Genomic DNA, 17,223 nt, shown 5'->3' with positions numbered 1-17,223 from the left:
GCCCGCACTCCACGCTGAATTATCAGACACCGTCTGAATTTGCAGCGGGCTGGAGAAAGGGTCATTCTGAGAATGAAGATTCCGACGTTACTAACTGAGTGTTGTATCTAATCGTGGGGGCAGGTCACAGGAGGTTATAGTTTTCTTCTCGAAGTATTTTAACGCAGTCCATGCATTCTTTATCTGATTTAGCCTGACGAGCTAGCGTAAACTGTTGTTCTATGAGGTCCCGAATTTCCTGAATGAACTTCATTCGAGTCAGACCATCGCTGAGATGAAAAGCCGACAGAGTGTTGGCTGTATTTACCAGTTTCCTGGCTTCCATATTCACCATCGTTTCCGCCCAGGCTTTATTTCTTCCACCTGATTGCATCATGTTAAGCAATGCTGCATCCATTGTAATTCCTCTCAATTGCTTTACCGGCGTCTGTTTAGACTGATAAACGGCTCCCTCTGACTGCCATGCGTGCCAACGCATGCACAATATAGTAGCAATGTGGTTACGGGGTCTGAAGCAGAAGTCGCTTTTTGCAGCTACACACCTCGGCCTACTAGACGGCTTTCACCGGGCATCACCGAAAGTATCAGGCCAGATTTTTGCTCAATGGCATCAATGAGAAGCCCGTTCTCGCTTGAGTGGCCGCTGTAGTAGGGAAAGGGCAACACCAGCGGAAAGCCAGCCGTTTTTGTCGGGAATTTCACCATCAATCAGGCCGGATGTGCAGCACGACTGGACGTTTTCGGAGGCCCTGGGCAATCCGGCATGTGTCCACTGTATAGTAGGTGCCGTTTCGGTCTTTGGTAGGCTTTATCATAATGCCCATTTTGTACCACCGGGAAGCGGGGCCGGAGGAAAGATAAGAGGGGTAACTACTGATAAACCAACAAGTTGTTGACTCAGAAAGCAAAAACCCGCCACGAGGGCGGGTTCTTTAAATATTGGTGCCCGGACTCGGAATCGAACCAAGGACACGGGGATTTTCAATCCCCTGCTCTACCGACTGAGCTATCCGGGCAACGGGGCGCATTAAACCCGATCTGCCCGGTGGCGTCAACGAAAAATGTTGTTTTCGTTACGGACTGCGCAATCTCTCACCATTTCGCCGCATCCTTAAGCGAAAAAGTGCGTCCAGAGCGCGGAGAGCGGCATGGCGAGCAGCAGTGCGGGCAGCATGTTCACCACGGCAAACATCTTGATCCCACAGATGCGCAGCCCGGTAGCCAGCAGCAGCAGGCCGCCGACGGCGGTAAAGTCTGCCATCATCGCCGGCGTAGTGAGCGGGAGAATTAACGTGGCGCAGGTAGCCAGTGCCAGTTGGATAAGCAGCATCGGGACGCAAATCGCCGCCACGGCAATGCCGAGCGTGGTGGCAAAAATAGTGGCGGTGAAGAAATCAAGAAACGCTTTTGCAATCAAAATGCTCGGGTCGCCCGTCATCCCTTCCTGCATCGAACCGAAAATCCCGGTGCCGCTGGCGCAAAACAGAATAATGATGGCGACATAGTTCTGAATAAACGTCTCGTGCGTGCCGTGTTTCGCCTTGCCCGGTCGGGCTATCAGGTTTTTGGCTTTGCCTACCGCATTATTGATGCCTTTTTCCAGATAGCAAAACTCGCCAATCAGCGCGCCGAGCAGGGTGGCCAACACCATCACCGGCAGGTTGGCGCATTTGACCACTAGCAGAATACCGATCCCTAACGAGGCCAGGCCGAATATCGAGGGCATGGATGAGCGGATACGCTCCGGCAGCCGCTGGCTCAGTACTGCGCCGAGTACGCCGCCCAGCAATACGGCTCCTGCGTTGATAAATGGCCCGATAACCACGCTTAACTCCTGTTATTTAATCATTGATATTGCATTATTATGGCACGTCAGCGCGGCGCGGGCCTTAGCTTTGGGTGATATACGTGCATACTGATTCCTTCTTGCACCTCAAAATAAAAGGTGACATTATTGCGCGAATTTTCTCCTCCCTGTCTCACCGTTCGGTGAGGGTAATTGCGCTTATGAAAACCATGAAAATCGCCGTCAGCCGCGAGCTGCTCTCAACGGTGTCTACGCATCGCGAAAAGGTGACGCTGGACAGCACGGATTTCACCGATGTAGCAGCTGTCGTCATGACGACGACAGAGAGTCGCAGCGGCATCCTTGCCTTGCTGAAACGCACGGGCTTTCATTTACCGGTGTTTATTTTCTCTCAGGAGCCAACGGAGGTGCCTGACGGCGCCACCGCGGTCATCTCGGGTAAAGCTCAGGAGTTTCTGGAACTGGAGACTGCTGCCAGCCGTTACGAAGAGAACCTGCTGCCGCCGTTTTTCGACACCCTGAGTCAGTATGTGGAGATGGGCAACAGCACTTTCGCCTGTCCGGGCCACCAGCACGGCGCGTTTTTCAAAAAGCATCCGGCAGGGCGGCAGTTCTATGATTTCTTCGGTGAGAACGTGTTCCGCGCCGACATGTGCAATGCCGACGTGAAGCTGGGCGATCTGCTGATCCACGAAGGGTCCGCCAAGCATGCGCAAAAATTCGCGGCGAAGGTCTTCAACGCGGATAAAACCTACTTCGTGCTGAACGGCACGTCGGCGGCCAACAAGGTGGTGACCAACGCGCTGCTCACCCGCGGCGATCTGGTCCTGTTCGACCGCAACAACCATAAATCTAACCACCACGGGGCGCTGATCCAGGCGGGCGCCACGCCGGTTTACCTTGAGGCTGCGCGTAACCCGTTTGGCTTTATTGGTGGGATTGACGACCACTGCTTTGACGACGCGTATCTGCGGGACCTGATCCGCGAGGCGGCGCCGGAGAAAGCCGACGAGCCGCGTCCCTTCCGCCTGGCGATCATTCAGCTTGGCACCTACGACGGGACGATCTACAACGCCCGTCAGGTGATCGACAAGATCGGCCATCTGTGCGACTACATTCTCTTTGACTCCGCCTGGGTAGGCTACGAGCAGTTTATTCCGATGATGGCGGAAACGTCCCCGCTGTTGCTGGAACTGAACGAGAACGATCCGGGCATTTTCGTGACCCAGTCGGTGCACAAACAGCAGGCCGGGTTCTCGCAAACCTCGCAGATCCATAAAAAGGATAACCATATCCGCGGCCAGGCGCGTTTCTGCCCGCACAAGCGTCTTAACAATGCGTTTATGCTGCATGCCTCCACCAGCCCGTTTTACCCGCTGTTCGCGGCGCTGGATGTCAATGCGAAAATCCACGAAGGGGAAAGCGGGCGCAGGCTGTGGGCCGAGTGTGTGGAGCTGGGCATTGAGGCGCGCAAGGCCATCATCGCCAACTGCCATATGATCAAGCCGTTTATCCCACCGGTGGTGGCGGGGCGGCAGTGGCAGGATCATCCGACGCACGCCATTGCCAGCGAGCTGCGCTTCTTCAGCTTCGAGCCGGGGGCCAAATGGCACGGATTTGAGGGCTATGCGAGCGAGCAGTACTTTGTTGACCCGTGCAAGCTGCTGCTGACCACGCCGGGCATTGATGCCGAAACCGGGGAGTACACCGATTTCGGGATCCCGGCGACGATTCTGGCGCACTACCTGCGTGAAAACGGCATCGTGCCGGAAAAATGCGACCTTAACTCGATCCTGTTCCTGCTGACGCCTGCTGAAAGCAGCGACAAGCTGGCGCAACTGGTGGCAATGCTGGGACAGTTTGAACAACATATTGAAGACGACACCCCGCTGGCCGACGTGCTGCCGACGATCTTCCAGAAATACCCGGTGCGCTACCGGGATTATACCCTCCGCCAGCTGTGTCAGGAGATGCACGATCTCTACGTCAGCTTCGACGTGAAGGATTTGCAGAAGGCGATGTTCCGCAAGGAGAGCCTGCCTGAGGTGCTGATGAACCCGCAGGATGCCAATCAGGCGTATATTCGCGGGAACGTGGAGCTGGTTCGCATACGGGACGCCGAAGGGCGGATTGCTGCCGAAGGGGCGCTGCCCTATCCGCCGGGCGTGCTGTGCGTGGTGCCGGGTGAAGTCTGGGGCGGGGCGGTACAGCGTTACTTCCTGGCGCTGGAGGAGGGCATCAACCTGCTGCCGGGCTTCTCGCCGGAGCTGCAGGGCGTTTACAGCGAGAAGGATGCCGACGGGATTAAGCGGCTGTATGGGTATGTGTTGAAGTAGACTCTCCCCCGAACGTAGGCCGGGTAAGCTTGCGCCACCCGGCGATTTGCCCGGTGGCGCAAGCTTACCGGGCCTACAATATCGCTTCAGGCTTCTGCGCGCCGGTACATCCTCCTCGGATGCCCAATCTTGCCGTACAGCATCTCCACGCTGAGAAACCCGGTCTCTACGCAGTGCTCCAGATAGCGACGGGTGGTGGTTTTACTCAGTCCCGTCTCGCTCACCACCTCATCCACGGTAAAGCAGTGCGTTGCCTTGTCGTTAAACAGCGACTGCACCCGCGCCAGGGTATTTTCCTCAATGCCCTTGCTGCCGTTGTCCTGGCGGTAGTTTTTCGCCTGAAGCTGATAGAGCGAATCGACGTTCTGCTGGTCGACAATCTTCCAGACGCGCTGCTGTTCGGCAAACTGCACAAACCGCTCCAGCGACTGGCTGAGCCGCCTCCAGGAGACGGGTTTGAGGATGTAGTCGAACGCGCCGTTGCGGATCGCCTGGCTGCAGGTGTCCATATCGCTGGCGGCAGTGATAAAAATGACCGAGCAGTTGGCGCGGGCCAGCATGGGGTTATTGATCAGCGAGATCCCTTTGCCGTCCGGCAGATAGTTATCCAGCAGCACCAGCTGCGGCTGTTTGCTTGCAAGCTCTGCCTGGGCCGCAGCCAGCGACGAGGCAATGCCCACCAGCCTCAGACGCGGATGCTTGCTTATCAGCTCCGCGTGCAGTTGCGCCAGCTCGTTCTCGTCTTCAACAATCAGTACGTCGATAAGTTCATGTTGCATAGTCGGTGTCTTCCAGTTGCCGGGCGGTTCCCGTGGCCGGGATAAACAGGGAGAAAATGGCGCCGCGCGGGATATTATCGGCAACTTCTATCGCGCCGCCAGCCTGTGTGACATAGCTTTCGATCAGATACAGACCAATCCCATGATCGCCGCGCGTTTTGGTGGTGATGCCGCGCTCAAAGATCCGCTCACGGATCTCCGGCTTGATGCCAACGCCCTGGTCGGCCACTTCAATAATCAGCTCCTGATCGCTGAGCTTTATCAGCACCTCCACCGGGGCGTGGGGAAGCGGCGACCGCTGCGTCGCTTCGATAGCGTTATCCAGCAGGTTGCCAATAATCGAAATCAGCTCTTGTTCCCCCAGCGGCAGGAACGGCCTGTCCAGCCGACAGGCCGGGTCGAAACTCAGCTCGACCCCTTTCTCCCGCGCGCGGGCGGCTTTCCCCAGCAGCAGGCCGCACAGGGTCGGGGAGCTGAAGCGCGAAGAGATAAAGTCCAGCAGCTCCTGAGCGTGTTCAGACTGCGCCTGAATGTAGCCAATCGCCTCCTCATAGCGGCCCATATGCAGCAGACCGGAGAGGGTGGTCATCCGGTTTAACTGCTCATGACGCATGATGCGAAGGTTATCGACGTAGCGTTTGACCTGGCTGAGCTGGGCGCTCAGCGAGTCGATCTCGTTGCGATCGCGGAAGGTGATCACCCAGCCCTGCAGCGACCCCTCAAGCATGATGTGGACCCGGCTGGCAATCACCGTGAGATCGTTAAAACGGCAAATCTCATCATGGGTATCTTTCGCCAGCATCGTCTGCGTGTCGAAGAACGGGACCGGATCGATCACCTGGCTTATCAGCTGCCCGCGCAGCTCGCGGGCCGGCTGGCTCAGCCCCAGCAGCTTGCGCGCCGCCTGGTTGATGACTTCAATCCGCCTTTGATCGTCAATGGCAATCACCCCTTCATAAATAGACTCCATCAACGCCTTCTGCTGGCGCACCAGCAGGCCGATCTCGCGCGGCTCGAGGGAGAAGATCTGCTTCTTAATACTGCGGGTAAAGAACCAGGAGAAGATAAAGAGAGCAATCAGCAGCAGCACGGCGGCAATCAGGATATTGACCACTTTACTGACGGTAATGGTGTCCAGGTAGCTGGTGAGATAGCCGACCGAAACAATGCCGACCACCTGTCCGGCAGCGTTGAAGATGGGGGCCTTACTGCGCAGCGAAATACCCAACCCGCCTTTGCGGATGGTGGTGGTGCTTTTACCCTGTAATACGGCTTCGTTGTCACCGCCTACCAGCGTGGTGCCCACTCTGTCGGCGAAGACGGAGTGAAAAAGATGCTGGCCCTTATTATCACCAATCACAATAAAGCTGGCGTCACTGTGCGCAGAAATCTTCTGCATAAAATCATGGATGGCGATGATATTCTTTTGTTCAACTTCATGTCGCAATGTTGGAATAAGCGCAATCTCTTCAGCCTGTATTTTGGCGCGCGTGCTCATTTCCTGATAAAGCTGTTTCCCGACATCGGCATAATAATATCCGCCCAGTAACGCAAAAAGCACTGAGAAAAAGGCAACCAGCGAAATAAACAGCTTTATCTGGAAAGAGACTTTCATAACTCTCACGCAAGGTAGCGACAAAGAACGCCAATATATCATCTTTTTTCGCGCGGACGTCCGCTTTGCCGAAAACTTGTGATCCCTTGCACAGCGGGCGTTGTAAAAGCATCATCCCAAAGACGGGTGGCCTCTGGCTGCACGAATAAATGTTATTTGTTTGTTCAATTCAGAAAAGAAACCATAAAAACCACGGCCATAAATAAGGCGTAAATCACATTAAATAAAAGAAACCATTAAAACCATAGCTGCCATTAAAACTTCGCTTTTAATATGCCATTCCTCACATAAAGTAAGCCTTTGTGACTCTAAGCTGAACGCACAAAATAACCAAGGGGCTTATTATGAGCACAACTGACGATTCTTTCTCTGTTACCCACGACCCGATTGAAATTCAGCGGCCTTCGCTTAAAGAGCGCTGGTGGCATATTATGGATACCTGGAAAATCGGGATTATTCCTCTGCCGCTGTTCGTTCTGGCGGGCGCGCTGATCGCCATTGATTGCCTGGGCGGAAAACTGCCGAGCGATATCGTGGTCATGGTGGCAACGCTGGCCTTCTTCGGCTTTGCCTGCGGCGAGTTTGGCAAACGCCTGCCGATTGTCGGCAAGCTCGGCGCGGCGGCGATTTGCGCCACCTTTATCCCTTCCGCGCTGGTCTATTATGGCCTGCTGCCGGACGTGGTGGTCGAGTCCACGACCAAGTTCTACAAATCCACCAACATTCTCTACCTCTATATCTGCTGCATTATTGTCGGCAGCATCATGAGCATGAACCGCACGGTGCTGATTCAGGGCTTCCTGCGCATCTTCTTCCCGATGCTGTGCGGCGAAATCGTCGGCATGCTGGTGGGGATGGGCGTCGGCCTGGCGCTGGGTCTTGAGCCATTCCAGATCTTCTTCTTTATCATCCTGCCGATCATGGCGGGCGGCGTCGGGGAAGGGGCAATCCCGCTTTCCATCGGCTATGCCACCCTGCTGCATATGGACCAGGGCGTGGCGCTCGGACGCGTGCTGCCGATGGTCATGCTCGGCGGTCTGACTGCGATCATCATCTCCGGCTGCCTGAACCAGCTGGGCAAGCGTTATCCGCACCTGACCGGTGAAGGCCAGCTGATGCCTAACCGCGCCAATGCCGATGCCACCGTCTCTCAGCCTGCGTTCTCCGGCAAAGCGGACGTGACCACCATCGCCTCCGGCGCGCTGCTGGCGGTGCTGCTCTACATGCTGGGCATGCTCGGCCACAAGCTGATCGGCCTGCCTGCGCCGGTCGGCATGCTGTTTATGGCGGTGCTGGTGAAGCTCTGCAACGGCGCCTCTCCGCGCCTGCTGGAAGGCTCGCAGGTGGTGTACAAGTTCTTCCAGACCTCTGTGACCTACCCGATTCTCTTTGCCGTTGGCGTGGCCATCACCCCATGGCATGAACTGGTGGCCGCCTTCACGCTGACCAACCTGCTGGTGATTATCAGCACCGTCTCCGCGCTGGTGGCGACCGGGTTCTTCGTCGGCAAAAAGATTGGCATGCACCCGATTGATGTCGCCATCGTCTCCTGCTGCCAGAGCGGCCAGGGCGGTACCGGCGACGTGGCGATCCTGACCGCAGGCAACCGCATGAGCCTGATGCCGTTCGCCCAGATTGCTACCCGTATCGGCGGGGCGATTAACGTCTCCATCTCTCTGCTGATTCTGGGCAACTTCCTCGTTTAAGTTTTCAGGAAAGAACAATGAAACTCGCAAGCTTTTTATACCAGGGAAAACGCAGCTACGGCATTGTCCAGGCCGACGGCGTGATTGATTTAGGTCGCCGTCTGGGCGACCGCTACAGCGACCTTAAAGCGCTGCTGCAGGGCAACGGGCTGGCGCAGGCCACCCGCTACCTGAACGATGCCGTGGACGTGCCGATGAGCGCCATCACCTTCTTACCGGTGATTGAGCAGCCGGAAAAAATCCTCTGCGTGGGCATGAACTACGCCGACAAGCGCAAGGAGTTTGACCAGCACAACCCGGCCCCGACGCTGTTTGTTCGCTTCCCGGATTCACAGACCGGCCACAACGAGCCGGTGCTGAAGCCGCGCCACTCCAGCGAATTCGACTACGAAGGCGAGCTGGCGGTGATCATCGGTAAAGGCGGGGAGAACATCAGCCGCGACGACGCCCTGCGCCACGTGGCCGGCTACAGCTGCTACATGGACGGCTCCGCCCGCGACTGGCAGCACACCTGGTTTACCGCCGGTAAAAACTGGCGCAAAACCGGCGCGTTTGGCCCGTGGATGGCGACGGCGGACGAGATCCCGGATCCGCACCAACTGGCAATCCGCACCTGGCTGAACGGCCGCATGGTGCAGGAAGACAACACCAGCAGCATGATCCACAAGGTGGCGGAGCTGATCGAATACATCAGTACCTTCACCCGCTTGAGTCCTGGCGATGTGATCATCACCGGATCCCCGGGCGGGGTGGGTAAAAAGCGTAACCCGCCGCTGTTTATGAAAGAGGGGGATCGCATTGAGGTGGAGATCGAGCATATCGGTCATCTCAGCAACGTGATCGTGGAAGCGCCAGCCGTCGGGCTTGCGGCAGCACATTAAGTAAGGCGGCAGCATGCATTCGCAACCCATCGATTTTCGCCACACGCTGGTGGCGAAACACCCGGAACGCTTGAGTCAGATCCGTTATCTGCTGGCAGACAGCGGCCTTGGCCTGGACAACGACATCACGCTGTTCGTCGAAGCCTGGTCCGGCCCGCAGCTGGTGGGTTGCGCAGGGCTTGCCGCCAACGTCATCAAGTGCGTGGCGGTCAACGAGCAGCTTCGCGGCGAGAACCTCAGCGCGCGGCTGCTGGCGGAGGTGCAAAATGCGGCGCTGGAGCGCGGCCATTTTCACCTCTTCCTCTGCACCCGGCCGTGCAACCGGGAGCGCTTTGCCCGCAGCGGCTTCTGGCCGATTGCCCAGAGCGGGAACAACGCCGTGCTGATGGAAAATACGCCGCAGGGGCTCGCGCGCTACTGCCGTTCTCTTCGCGCGAGCCGCAAGTGCGGGGAGAAGATTGGCGCCATCGTGATGAACGCCAATCCGTTCACCCTCGGCCACCGCCATCTGGTGGAGCAGGCGGCGCAGCGGTGCGATGCCCTGCATCTGTTCGTGGTGCGTGAAGACGCATCGTTCTTCCCGTTCAGCGCGCGGCTCGAGATGGTGCGCGCGGGCGTGGCGCATCTGCCGAACGTGGTGGTGCATGAAGGCTCGCAGTACATCATCTCTCGCGCCACGTTTCCGGCCTACTTCCTGAAGGAGACCGACAAAGTGCAGCAGGCGTGGAGCGAGATTGACGTGCTGATCTTCCGGGACTTTATCGCCCCGGCGCTCGGCATTACGCACCGCTTCATCGGCTCGGAGCCGTTCTGCGATATCACCCGCCAGTACAACCAGACGCTGCACGACCTGCTGGCCTCGCATATCGAGGTGGTAGAAATGCCGCGCATCAAGGCCACCGGCAACGCCATATCGGCGTCCGAAGTGCGCCGCTTACTGAAGACACAGCAGTTTTCCCGGATCCGGGAGATTGTCCCGGACTCCACCTTCACGCATCTCGAAACGCATTACCGTGCGAGTGCGGAAGTCGCTTAACTACCAGGAATTTATCATGAAAATTGTAAGGGAGGCGCTGGCCGGAACGCAGGAGTCCAGCGACCTGATGGTGAAAATTGCTCCCGCTCACGGCGAGCTGGAGATCGTCATCCACAGCGAAGTGATTAAGCAGTTTGGCGAGCAGATTCGCCAGGTGGTCAACGACACATTGCGCGCCATGAACGTGCACCAGGGATTAATCATTATTGAAGACAAAGGGGCGCTGGACTGTGTGATCCGCGCCCGCCTGCAAAGCGCGCTGCTGCGTGCCGCCGATGAACAGGCCATCAACTGGGGGGCGCTGAAATGAGCAAACTCCGCCGCAGCATGCTGTTCCTGCCGGGCGCTAACGCCGCCATGCTCTCCACCGCCTTTATCTACCGTCCCGACTCTATCATGTTTGACCTTGAGGACGCCGTTGCCCTGCGCGAGAAGGATACGGCGCGCATGCTGGTGTTCCACGCGCTGCAGCACCCGATGTATCAGGATATCGAAACCGTGGTGCGCATTAACCCGCTGAGCACGCCGTTTGGTCTGCTGGATCTGGAAGCCGCCGTGCGGGCCGGCGTGGACGTGATCCGTCTGCCGAAAACCGATACTCCGGACGACATTTACGAGCTGGAGGGCCACCTCGAGCGCATCGAGCAGGCGTGCGGCCGCGAGGTCGGCTCCACCCGCGTGATGGCGGCGATTGAATCGGCCATTGGCGTCATCAACGCCGTGGCGATTGCCCGCAGCTCTCCGCGCCTCATCGGCATTGCGCTGGCTGCCTTTGACTACGTGATGGATATGCAGACCGAGCGCGGCGACGGCACCGAGCTGTTCTACGCCCGCTGTGCCGTGCTGCACGCCGCCCGCGCGGCGGGTATCGACGCCTTCGACGTGGTGTGGTCAGACGTTAACGACGAGGCCGGGTTCCTGCGCGAGGTCGATCTGATCCGCAAGATGGGCTTCAACGGCAAATCACTGATTAACCCGCGCCAGATTGACCTGCTGCACAACGCCTACGCCCCGACCCAGGAAGAGGTGGATCACGCCAGAAGGGTGATTGAGGCGGCAGAAGAGGGCGAGCGTAACGGCCTGGGCGTGGTGTCGCTCAACGGCAAAATGGTGGATGCACCGATTATTAACCACGCGCAGGTGGTGCTGGAGCGCGCGGCGGCCTCCGGCGTGCGTCGGTAAGGATAAGACAATGAATCAGACTGAACTTCTTCACGTGAATTTTCCCCATCTGCGGGACTTAAAACCGTTTGATACCGCCCACAGCGCCACGCCGTGGCTGGCGGACAGCGACGCGAAGCACAGCCGCAAGCTGTGTGCCTCCATTGAAGAGGCGGTTAAACGCTGCGGCCTGCAGGACGGGATGACCATCTCCTTCCACCATGCGTTTCGCGAAGGCGACCGGGTGATCAACACCGTCGTGGCGCTGCTGGCGCGGATGGGCTTCAAAAACCTGACGCTGGCCTCCAGCTCGCTGATGACCTGTAACGACGCCCTGATCGAGCATATCGAAAGCGGCGTCATCACCCGGATTTACACCTCCGGCATGCGCGGCAGGCTGGCGGATGCCATCTCCCACGGGCTGATGGACGAGCCGGTGCAAATTCACTCCCACGGCGGGCGCGTGAAGCTGCTCCAGGACGGCGAGCTGAATATCGACGTGGCGTTTCTCGGCGTGCCGTGCAGCGATGAGTTTGGCAACGCCAACGGCACGCACGGTAAATCGTGCTGCGGTTCCCTGGGCTATGCGATGGTGGACGCGCACTTTGCCCGTAAGGTGGTGCTGCTGACCGAAGAGCTGGTGCCGTTCCCCAATATGCCCGCCAGCCTGGTGCAGGACCAGGTGGACTACATCGTGCAGGTGGAGAGCGTAGGCGACCCGGCGAAAATCAGCGTCGGCGCAGCGCGCGTCACCAGCAACCCGCGCGAGCTGATGATTGCCCGCTATGCGGCGGATGTGATCGAGCATTCCGGCTACTTCAAACCGGGCTTCTCGATGCAGACCGGCTCCGGCGCGGCGGCCACGGCCTGCACCCGCTTTATGGAAGAGAAGATGGAGCGCAGCGGCGTGAAGGCGCGCTTTGCGCTCGGCGGCATCACCGGCAGCCTGGTGGATCTGCACGAGAAGGGGCTCATCGAAAAGCTGCTCGATACCCAGTGCTTTGACGGCCAGGCGGCGGCCTCGCTGGCGCGCAACCCGAACCACGTGGAGATCTCCACCAACGTTTACGCCAACCCCGGCAGCAAGGCGGCAAGCTGCGACCAGCTCGACGTGGTGATCCTCAGCGCCCTGGAGATCGACGTCGAGTTCAACGTCAACGTCATCACCGGCTCAGACGGCGTGATGCGCGGCGCGTCCGGCGGGCACTGCGACGTGGCCGCCGCGGCGAACCTGACCATTGTGGTCGCGCCGCTGCTGCGCAGCCGCATTCCGACGGTGGTGAAGCGCGTTACCACGCGCCTTACGCCGGGGGAGAGCATCGATGTCCTGGTTACCGATCACGGCATCGCGGTCAACCCGGCGCGCCCGGAAATCCGCGAGCGGCTGCTGGAGGCCGGGCTGAAGGTTGTGGATATCAACGCGCTGTACGAGCGGGCGATCTCCCTGACCGGCGTCCCGAAACCGATTGAATTTACCGACAAAATCGTCGGAGTGATCCGCTACCGCGACGGCAGCGTGATCGACACCGTGCGACAGGTGAAGGAGGACGTATGACTTTAGCGACACCCGTGCGGGCGGGTGTCAGCCTTGACGAACTGCTGGCGGCGAAAGAGCGCCGCGCAGCGCGCCAGGCTGACATGCTTGAGCACTATCAACAACCGGTGATCTCCCTCACGCTGGTCACGCCAGGGGAAATCAAGGACTGCCTGCGCTACCGCAATACCATGGGCGTGGCGCTGCAGATGTGCGACCAGCTGCTGTGGGAAAACCGTTGGCAGGTGCTGGACCGCCAGGTGCTGTGGCTCCTGACCGGGCCCGAAGCCCTGTGGTGCGTGGCCCATCCGGCGGTGGAAATTAAGGCGCACTGTGCGGATCTGGAGCAGACGCACCCGCTCGGCAGGCTGTGGGATCTGGACGTGATTTGCCCTCAGCACGGCCACGTCGGGCGTCAGTCGCTGGGGGGGAATCTCAGGCGCTGCCTGATCTGCGACGCGCCCGCCCACGCCTGTTCCCGTTCGCGCAATCACCCCGTTGAGCAGGTGGTTTCCCGCGTGGAGAAGACGATCGATGACTGGTTTGCTCGCGACTAAACCGCGCCCGGCTGACGTGCCCGCGCTTGCCGAAGCGGCGCTGTGGCAGGAGCTGGAGCTGACGCCCAAGCCGGGGCTGGTGGACAGGCTCAACAACGGTTCCCATCGCGATATGGACCACGCGCTGTTTGTCCGCAGCATTGCGGCGATTACGCCGTGGTTTTCGCGCTTTGCCGAGCTGGGCAGCGCGCATGCGGATAAACCGGCTGGGGAACAGCTACGACTTCTCCGCCCGATGGGGCTGGCCTGCGAGCAGGCGATGTATGCCGCGACGAACGGAGTGAATACCCACAAGGGCGGCATTTTTGCCCTGGGGTTACTGTGCTTCGCCGCCGGGCGTGTGAAAAATGTCTCCGCAGAGAGCCTCTGCTGTGAGGTGAGTAACATCTGCCGCGGGCTGGTGTCGCGGGAGCTGGCCGCACGCAGCGGACAGGCGACGGCGGGCGAGCGGCAGTTTAAGCAGTACGGCTTAACCGGCGCGCGCGGTGAGGCGGAGAGCGGCTTTGCGACGGTGCGTAAGGCTTTAGATTCGTGGAAAGGACATTCACTTCACGGCCTGCTGTTGCGCCTGATGGCGGTCAATCAGGACAGTAATCTCGTGTCGCGCGGCGGCATGGAAGGGCTGCGCTACGTTCAGGGCTACGCGCGGGAACTGCTGGATAACGGCTGGGACCGCGAGGCGTTGATCAGAATGGATAACGCACTGATTGAACGGAACCTGAGCCCGGGCGGCAGCGCGGATTTGCTGTCGGTGGGGTGGGTGCTCTCTGCAATAAAATAGCCGGGTGGCGGCTTCGCCTTACCCGGCCTACGGTCTGGTTTTGTAGGCCCGGTAAGCGCAGCGCCACCGGGCACAACAATCAATGCGCTATTGGCTGCGCACCGTGCGGCTCACGCACGTGCTTGTACTTGAACAGCGCGATGAACGCGAAGAAAAGCACCAGCGAGTACGCCGCGAAGATCAGCCACACCGGCTGCCAGTTGGTGATGCCGTTAGTGGTGTACATCTCAACCACTTTACCGCTCACCACGCCGCCCAGAATACAGCCGAAGCCGTTGGTCATCATCAGGAACATACCCTGCGCGCTGGCGCGGATTTCAGGTTTAACCTCTTTTTCCACAAACACCGAGCCGGAGATGTTGAAGAAGTCGAAGGCGCAGCCGTAAACAATCATCGACAGCACCAGCAGCACCGTGCCGAACGGGCTTGGGTCGCCGTAGGCGAACAGACCGAAGCGCAGCATCCACGCCGCGATACTGATCAGCATGACGTTCTTGATGCCGTAGCGGCTCAGGAAGAACGGGATGGTCAGGATGAACAGCGTCTCAGAGATCTGAGAGATGGACATCATCACCGACGCATGCTCAACGATAAAGCTGCCGGAGAACAGCGGGTTGTTATCGAAGCTGTGCAGGAAGGTGTTGCCGAACATGTTGGTGATCTGCAGCTCCGCGCCCAGCAGCATGGAGAAGATGAAGAAGATCGCCATGCGTTTGTTTTTGAACAGCGCGAAGGCATCCAGGCCGAGCATGGTGCTCCAGCTCTGGTTTTTCTGCTGGTTAGACACCGGAATGGTTGGCAGCGTCAGGGTGAAGATCGCCAGCAATACGGAGAGCGCCGCACCGATATACAGCTGCATATGGCTCAGTTCGAAGCCCGCGAAGCTTACGCCCCACATTGCCATGATAAAGCCGATGGTGCCCCAGATACGGATTGGCGGGAAATCGGTCACGATATCCATATCCGCGGACTTCAGGCGGTAGTAGGAGATGGTGTTGATCAGCCCAAGCGTTGGCATATAGGCCAGCGAGTTGAGCAGAATCACCATGAACATCGCCCCCGGCGTGGTCACCTGGGCTGCCATAAACAGCGTCCCCGCGCCCACCAGGTGGCAAAGCATGTACAGCCATTTGGCGCTTAACCATTTATCCGCCACGATCCCCAGCAGCGTTGGCATGAAGACAGCCGCAATACCGAGCGAGCTGTAGACGGCACCGATTGACGCACCATCGAACTTGAGCGTCACAAACATATAGGAGCCGAGTGTAGTCAGCCAGCTACCCCACAGGCAGAACTGCAGAAACGACAATATTTTAAGCTGCAGCTTAAGGTTCATGTTACTTTCCTCACAAGTGAGCGGGAGATATGTTGTTATAGAAACATTCAGGGTTGTTATTTGATGCAATTCTATCAGTTGGCAACGATATGTTTTGTTACCTCCCGCAAAAAAATGCAATCCACATTAATTTGCAGTTTGGATTGTGATGCAAATAACATTTTCGTATGGGTGGGGGGAAGCAGAACACCTTCTCCTTGCAGGAGAAGGTGTGCGGATCACCGGCGACGGTAGTTCTTCTGCGCCGTATTCACCTTATACAGATAACGACGGGATTCCGCGGACGGGTGGCGGGTGGTCAGGGTGGCGTAGACATCCCCTGGCGCCATGCTGTTGATGATGTTTGCGGCCTGCACTTTGTCATTTGAGAAGACGCGCAGCACGCTGCCCGCGCCGCCGTTATAGGCGGTGATCACCGCATAGCGACGCGACGTCGGGTTGTCGATGCCGCCGAGGTAGACATTGTTCAGCATCGCCAGATAGGCCGTGCCGGTATCAATGTTGCTCTGCGGGTCGAACAGATAGCTGCGGCTCGGCGTGCCGGATTTCCCCTGCGCGCGGAACACGTCTTTACCGGCGCTGTGCTGCACCACCTGCATCAGCCCCAGGGCGTCGGAACGGCTTACCGCATACGGGTTAAACGAGGATTCGGTCTGCATAATCGCCAGGATCAGCGACTCATCCACGCCGTATTTACGCGAGGCCTGACGCACCATGCCCAGATACTTATGCGCACGCTTGTCGAGGTGGTTCGGGACGAGGTTGATGGTGACGCTGTAGATGATCTTCAGACCGTTAGAGCGGCTCTTCAGGCGCGTCTGCAGCAGGTAGTCGGCAAATTTCGTGGCGCGGCCTTCCCAGCGAATGGGCTGGCCGGTCTGATCGACGACCTGACCGTACAGGAACGGCTCTTTCGAGATGGTGATATCGTCGGCATCGGAGTAGAGATCGATTGAGCCCGGATCGTCACCCATCAGCAGGGTTTTGATGATTGCCTGACGGAGCCGAGCGGCAGGGTCTGTGCCGGCAATGGTCTCAATCGTGATCGTCCCCTCATCAAAGTTGATGTGGCTACGGGTCAGATAGGCGTCGGTGTACTTAACGTAGTCCTTAGGTCCGGCAATAAGAACTTCGTTAAATCCCCATATGTTCTCGATGTTGTGGGCAAACTGCCCCATCAAAATGTCAAAACCGTTGGTGTCCTTGATCCAGGCTTCGTTGTAATCATCGCCTTTTTTTGACGAACACGAGACAAGCAACGGCGCAACAAGGGCTAGCGCTAAAAGTTTTTTCATCATTCCGGGAGTGCGTGTTGTGTTTGCTTAGTCGTTGCTTTCGCCGGGTGGCGCTGCGCTTACCCGGCCTACAAAACCGTAGGCCCGTGCAAGCGAAGCGCCGCCGGGCAACAGCCGCTCGATGTTATTTTTCCGGTGGCGTATAGCCTTCGATGTGCACGTCTTTACCTTCGAACAGGAAGCTCACCATCTCCTGCTCCAGCAGCTTGCGGTGTTCCGGGTTCATCATGCTGAGTTTCTTCTCGTTGATCAGCATGGTCTGCTTTTTCTGCCACTGTCCCCAGGCTTCTTTGGAGATTTCATTGTAAATGCGTTTACCCAGCTCGCCCGGATAAAGCTGGAAATCCTGGCCCTCAGCGTCACGCTGCAGGAAAGTACAAAAAATCGTTCTGGCCATAC

Annotated in this window: 15 protein-coding genes, 1 tRNA gene and 1 pseudogene; 9 read left to right on the top strand and 8 right to left on the bottom strand. The window is 58.3% G+C overall.

All coding sequences use genetic code 11. The annotated features are described in order from the left end of the window. Positions 1-130: 130 nt before the first annotated feature. The 3 genes and pseudogenes from ACHH0Z_RS10485 to ACHH0Z_RS10475 all read right to left on the bottom strand — a co-directional run. Positions 131-397: pseudogene (locus tag ACHH0Z_RS10485) on the bottom strand (hypothetical protein); the annotation flags it as partial. A 543-nt stretch (positions 398-940) separates the two neighbouring features. Beyond that, positions 941-1,016, bottom strand: a tRNA-Phe gene (locus tag ACHH0Z_RS10480). Positions 1,017-1,111: 95 nt separating this feature from the next. Then, a complete protein-coding gene (locus ACHH0Z_RS10475; protein ID WP_008499781.1) occupies positions 1,112-1,825 on the bottom strand; it encodes a DUF554 domain-containing protein in 714 nt (237 codons plus the stop codon). 182 nt (positions 1,826-2,007) lie between these two features. Between ACHH0Z_RS10475 and ACHH0Z_RS10470 the strand changes: the two genes are divergently transcribed. Beyond that, complete coding sequence (locus ACHH0Z_RS10470; RefSeq protein WP_045407180.1) at positions 2,008-4,143, top strand: ornithine decarboxylase; 2,136 nt, start codon at positions 2,008-2,010, stop codon at positions 4,141-4,143. Positions 4,144-4,229: 86 nt separating this feature from the next. Here ACHH0Z_RS10470 and ACHH0Z_RS10465 read toward each other — a convergent pair whose 3' ends face one another. Further along, positions 4,230-4,922 (bottom strand): response regulator, encoded by a 693-nt coding sequence (locus ACHH0Z_RS10465; RefSeq protein WP_045407175.1) that lies wholly within the window; start codon positions 4,920-4,922, stop codon positions 4,230-4,232. Beyond that, positions 4,912-6,537, bottom strand: coding sequence for a sensor histidine kinase (locus ACHH0Z_RS10460; RefSeq protein ID WP_023344880.1), 1,626 nt, complete (start codon positions 6,535-6,537; stop codon positions 4,912-4,914). Before ACHH0Z_RS10460 ends, ACHH0Z_RS10465 begins: the two co-directional genes overlap by 11 nt. Before the next feature lie 344 nt (positions 6,538-6,881). Here ACHH0Z_RS10460 and ACHH0Z_RS10455 point away from each other — a divergent pair, with 344 nt between their 5' ends. From ACHH0Z_RS10455 to citG, 8 genes are read left to right on the top strand one after another with little or no spacing between them, the layout of a single operon-like run. Then, positions 6,882-8,243 carry a 2-hydroxycarboxylate transporter family protein gene (locus ACHH0Z_RS10455; protein WP_021242090.1) on the top strand — a complete coding sequence of 454 codons (1,362 nt, stop codon included), beginning with the start codon at positions 6,882-6,884 and terminating at the stop codon, positions 8,241-8,243. Between the two features lie 17 nt (positions 8,244-8,260). Next, the gene (locus tag ACHH0Z_RS10450; protein WP_021242089.1) at positions 8,261-9,124 is read left to right on the top strand and encodes a fumarylacetoacetate hydrolase family protein; all 864 of its coding nucleotides are present in this window, start codon (positions 8,261-8,263) and stop codon (positions 9,122-9,124) included. 13 nt (positions 9,125-9,137) lie between these two features. Beyond that, entirely contained in the window at positions 9,138-10,160 is a 1,023-nt protein-coding gene (citC, locus tag ACHH0Z_RS10445) for a [citrate (pro-3S)-lyase] ligase (protein WP_045407172.1), read from the top strand. A 16-nt stretch (positions 10,161-10,176) separates the two neighbouring features. Continuing rightward, entirely contained in the window at positions 10,177-10,470 is a 294-nt protein-coding gene (gene citD, locus ACHH0Z_RS10440; protein ID WP_023294531.1) for a citrate lyase acyl carrier protein, read from the top strand. After that, on the top strand, positions 10,467-11,342 hold the full coding sequence (citE, locus tag ACHH0Z_RS10435) for a citrate (pro-3S)-lyase subunit beta (RefSeq protein WP_023326048.1): 876 nt from the start codon (positions 10,467-10,469) through the stop codon (positions 11,340-11,342). Before citD ends, citE begins: the two co-directional genes overlap by 4 nt. Before the next feature lie 10 nt (positions 11,343-11,352). After that, positions 11,353-12,876, top strand: coding sequence for a citrate lyase subunit alpha (citF, locus tag ACHH0Z_RS10430; RefSeq protein ID WP_045371292.1), 1,524 nt, complete (start codon positions 11,353-11,355; stop codon positions 12,874-12,876). Then, a complete protein-coding gene (gene citX / locus ACHH0Z_RS10425; protein WP_045407170.1) occupies positions 12,873-13,412 on the top strand; it encodes a citrate lyase holo-[acyl-carrier protein] synthase in 540 nt (179 codons plus the stop codon). Before citF ends, citX begins: the two co-directional genes overlap by 4 nt. After that, complete coding sequence (gene citG, locus ACHH0Z_RS10420) at positions 13,390-14,193, top strand: triphosphoribosyl-dephospho-CoA synthase CitG (protein ID WP_045407168.1); 804 nt, start codon at positions 13,390-13,392, stop codon at positions 14,191-14,193. The genes citX and citG overlap by 23 nt, the downstream gene beginning before the upstream one ends. 79 nt (positions 14,194-14,272) lie before the next feature. Here citG and ACHH0Z_RS10415 read toward each other — a convergent pair whose 3' ends face one another. The 3 genes from ACHH0Z_RS10415 to ACHH0Z_RS10405 all read right to left on the bottom strand — a co-directional run bounded on the left by ACHH0Z_RS10415 (position 14,273) and on the right by ACHH0Z_RS10405 (position 17,221). Further along, positions 14,273-15,529, bottom strand: coding sequence for a nucleoside permease (locus ACHH0Z_RS10415; protein ID WP_008499767.1), 1,257 nt, complete (start codon positions 15,527-15,529; stop codon positions 14,273-14,275). A 218-nt stretch (positions 15,530-15,747) separates the two neighbouring features. Beyond that, positions 15,748-16,824, bottom strand: a complete 1,077-nt coding sequence (mltC, locus tag ACHH0Z_RS10410) for a membrane-bound lytic murein transglycosylase MltC (RefSeq protein WP_021242082.1) — start codon at positions 16,822-16,824, stop codon at positions 15,748-15,750. A gap of 124 nt (positions 16,825-16,948) precedes the next feature. Next, complete coding sequence (locus ACHH0Z_RS10405) at positions 16,949-17,221, bottom strand: oxidative damage protection protein (protein WP_008499765.1); 273 nt, start codon at positions 17,219-17,221, stop codon at positions 16,949-16,951. Positions 17,222-17,223: the final 2 nt, after the last annotated feature.

Origin of the sequence: Enterobacter cloacae complex sp. 2024EL-00227 (assembly GCF_043945315.1) — a bacterium.
GTDB lineage: Bacteria > Pseudomonadota > Gammaproteobacteria > Enterobacterales > Enterobacteriaceae > Enterobacter > Enterobacter roggenkampii.
Note: the sequence above shows the minus strand (reverse complement) of the source record. Positions and strands in the feature narration are given on the sequence as shown.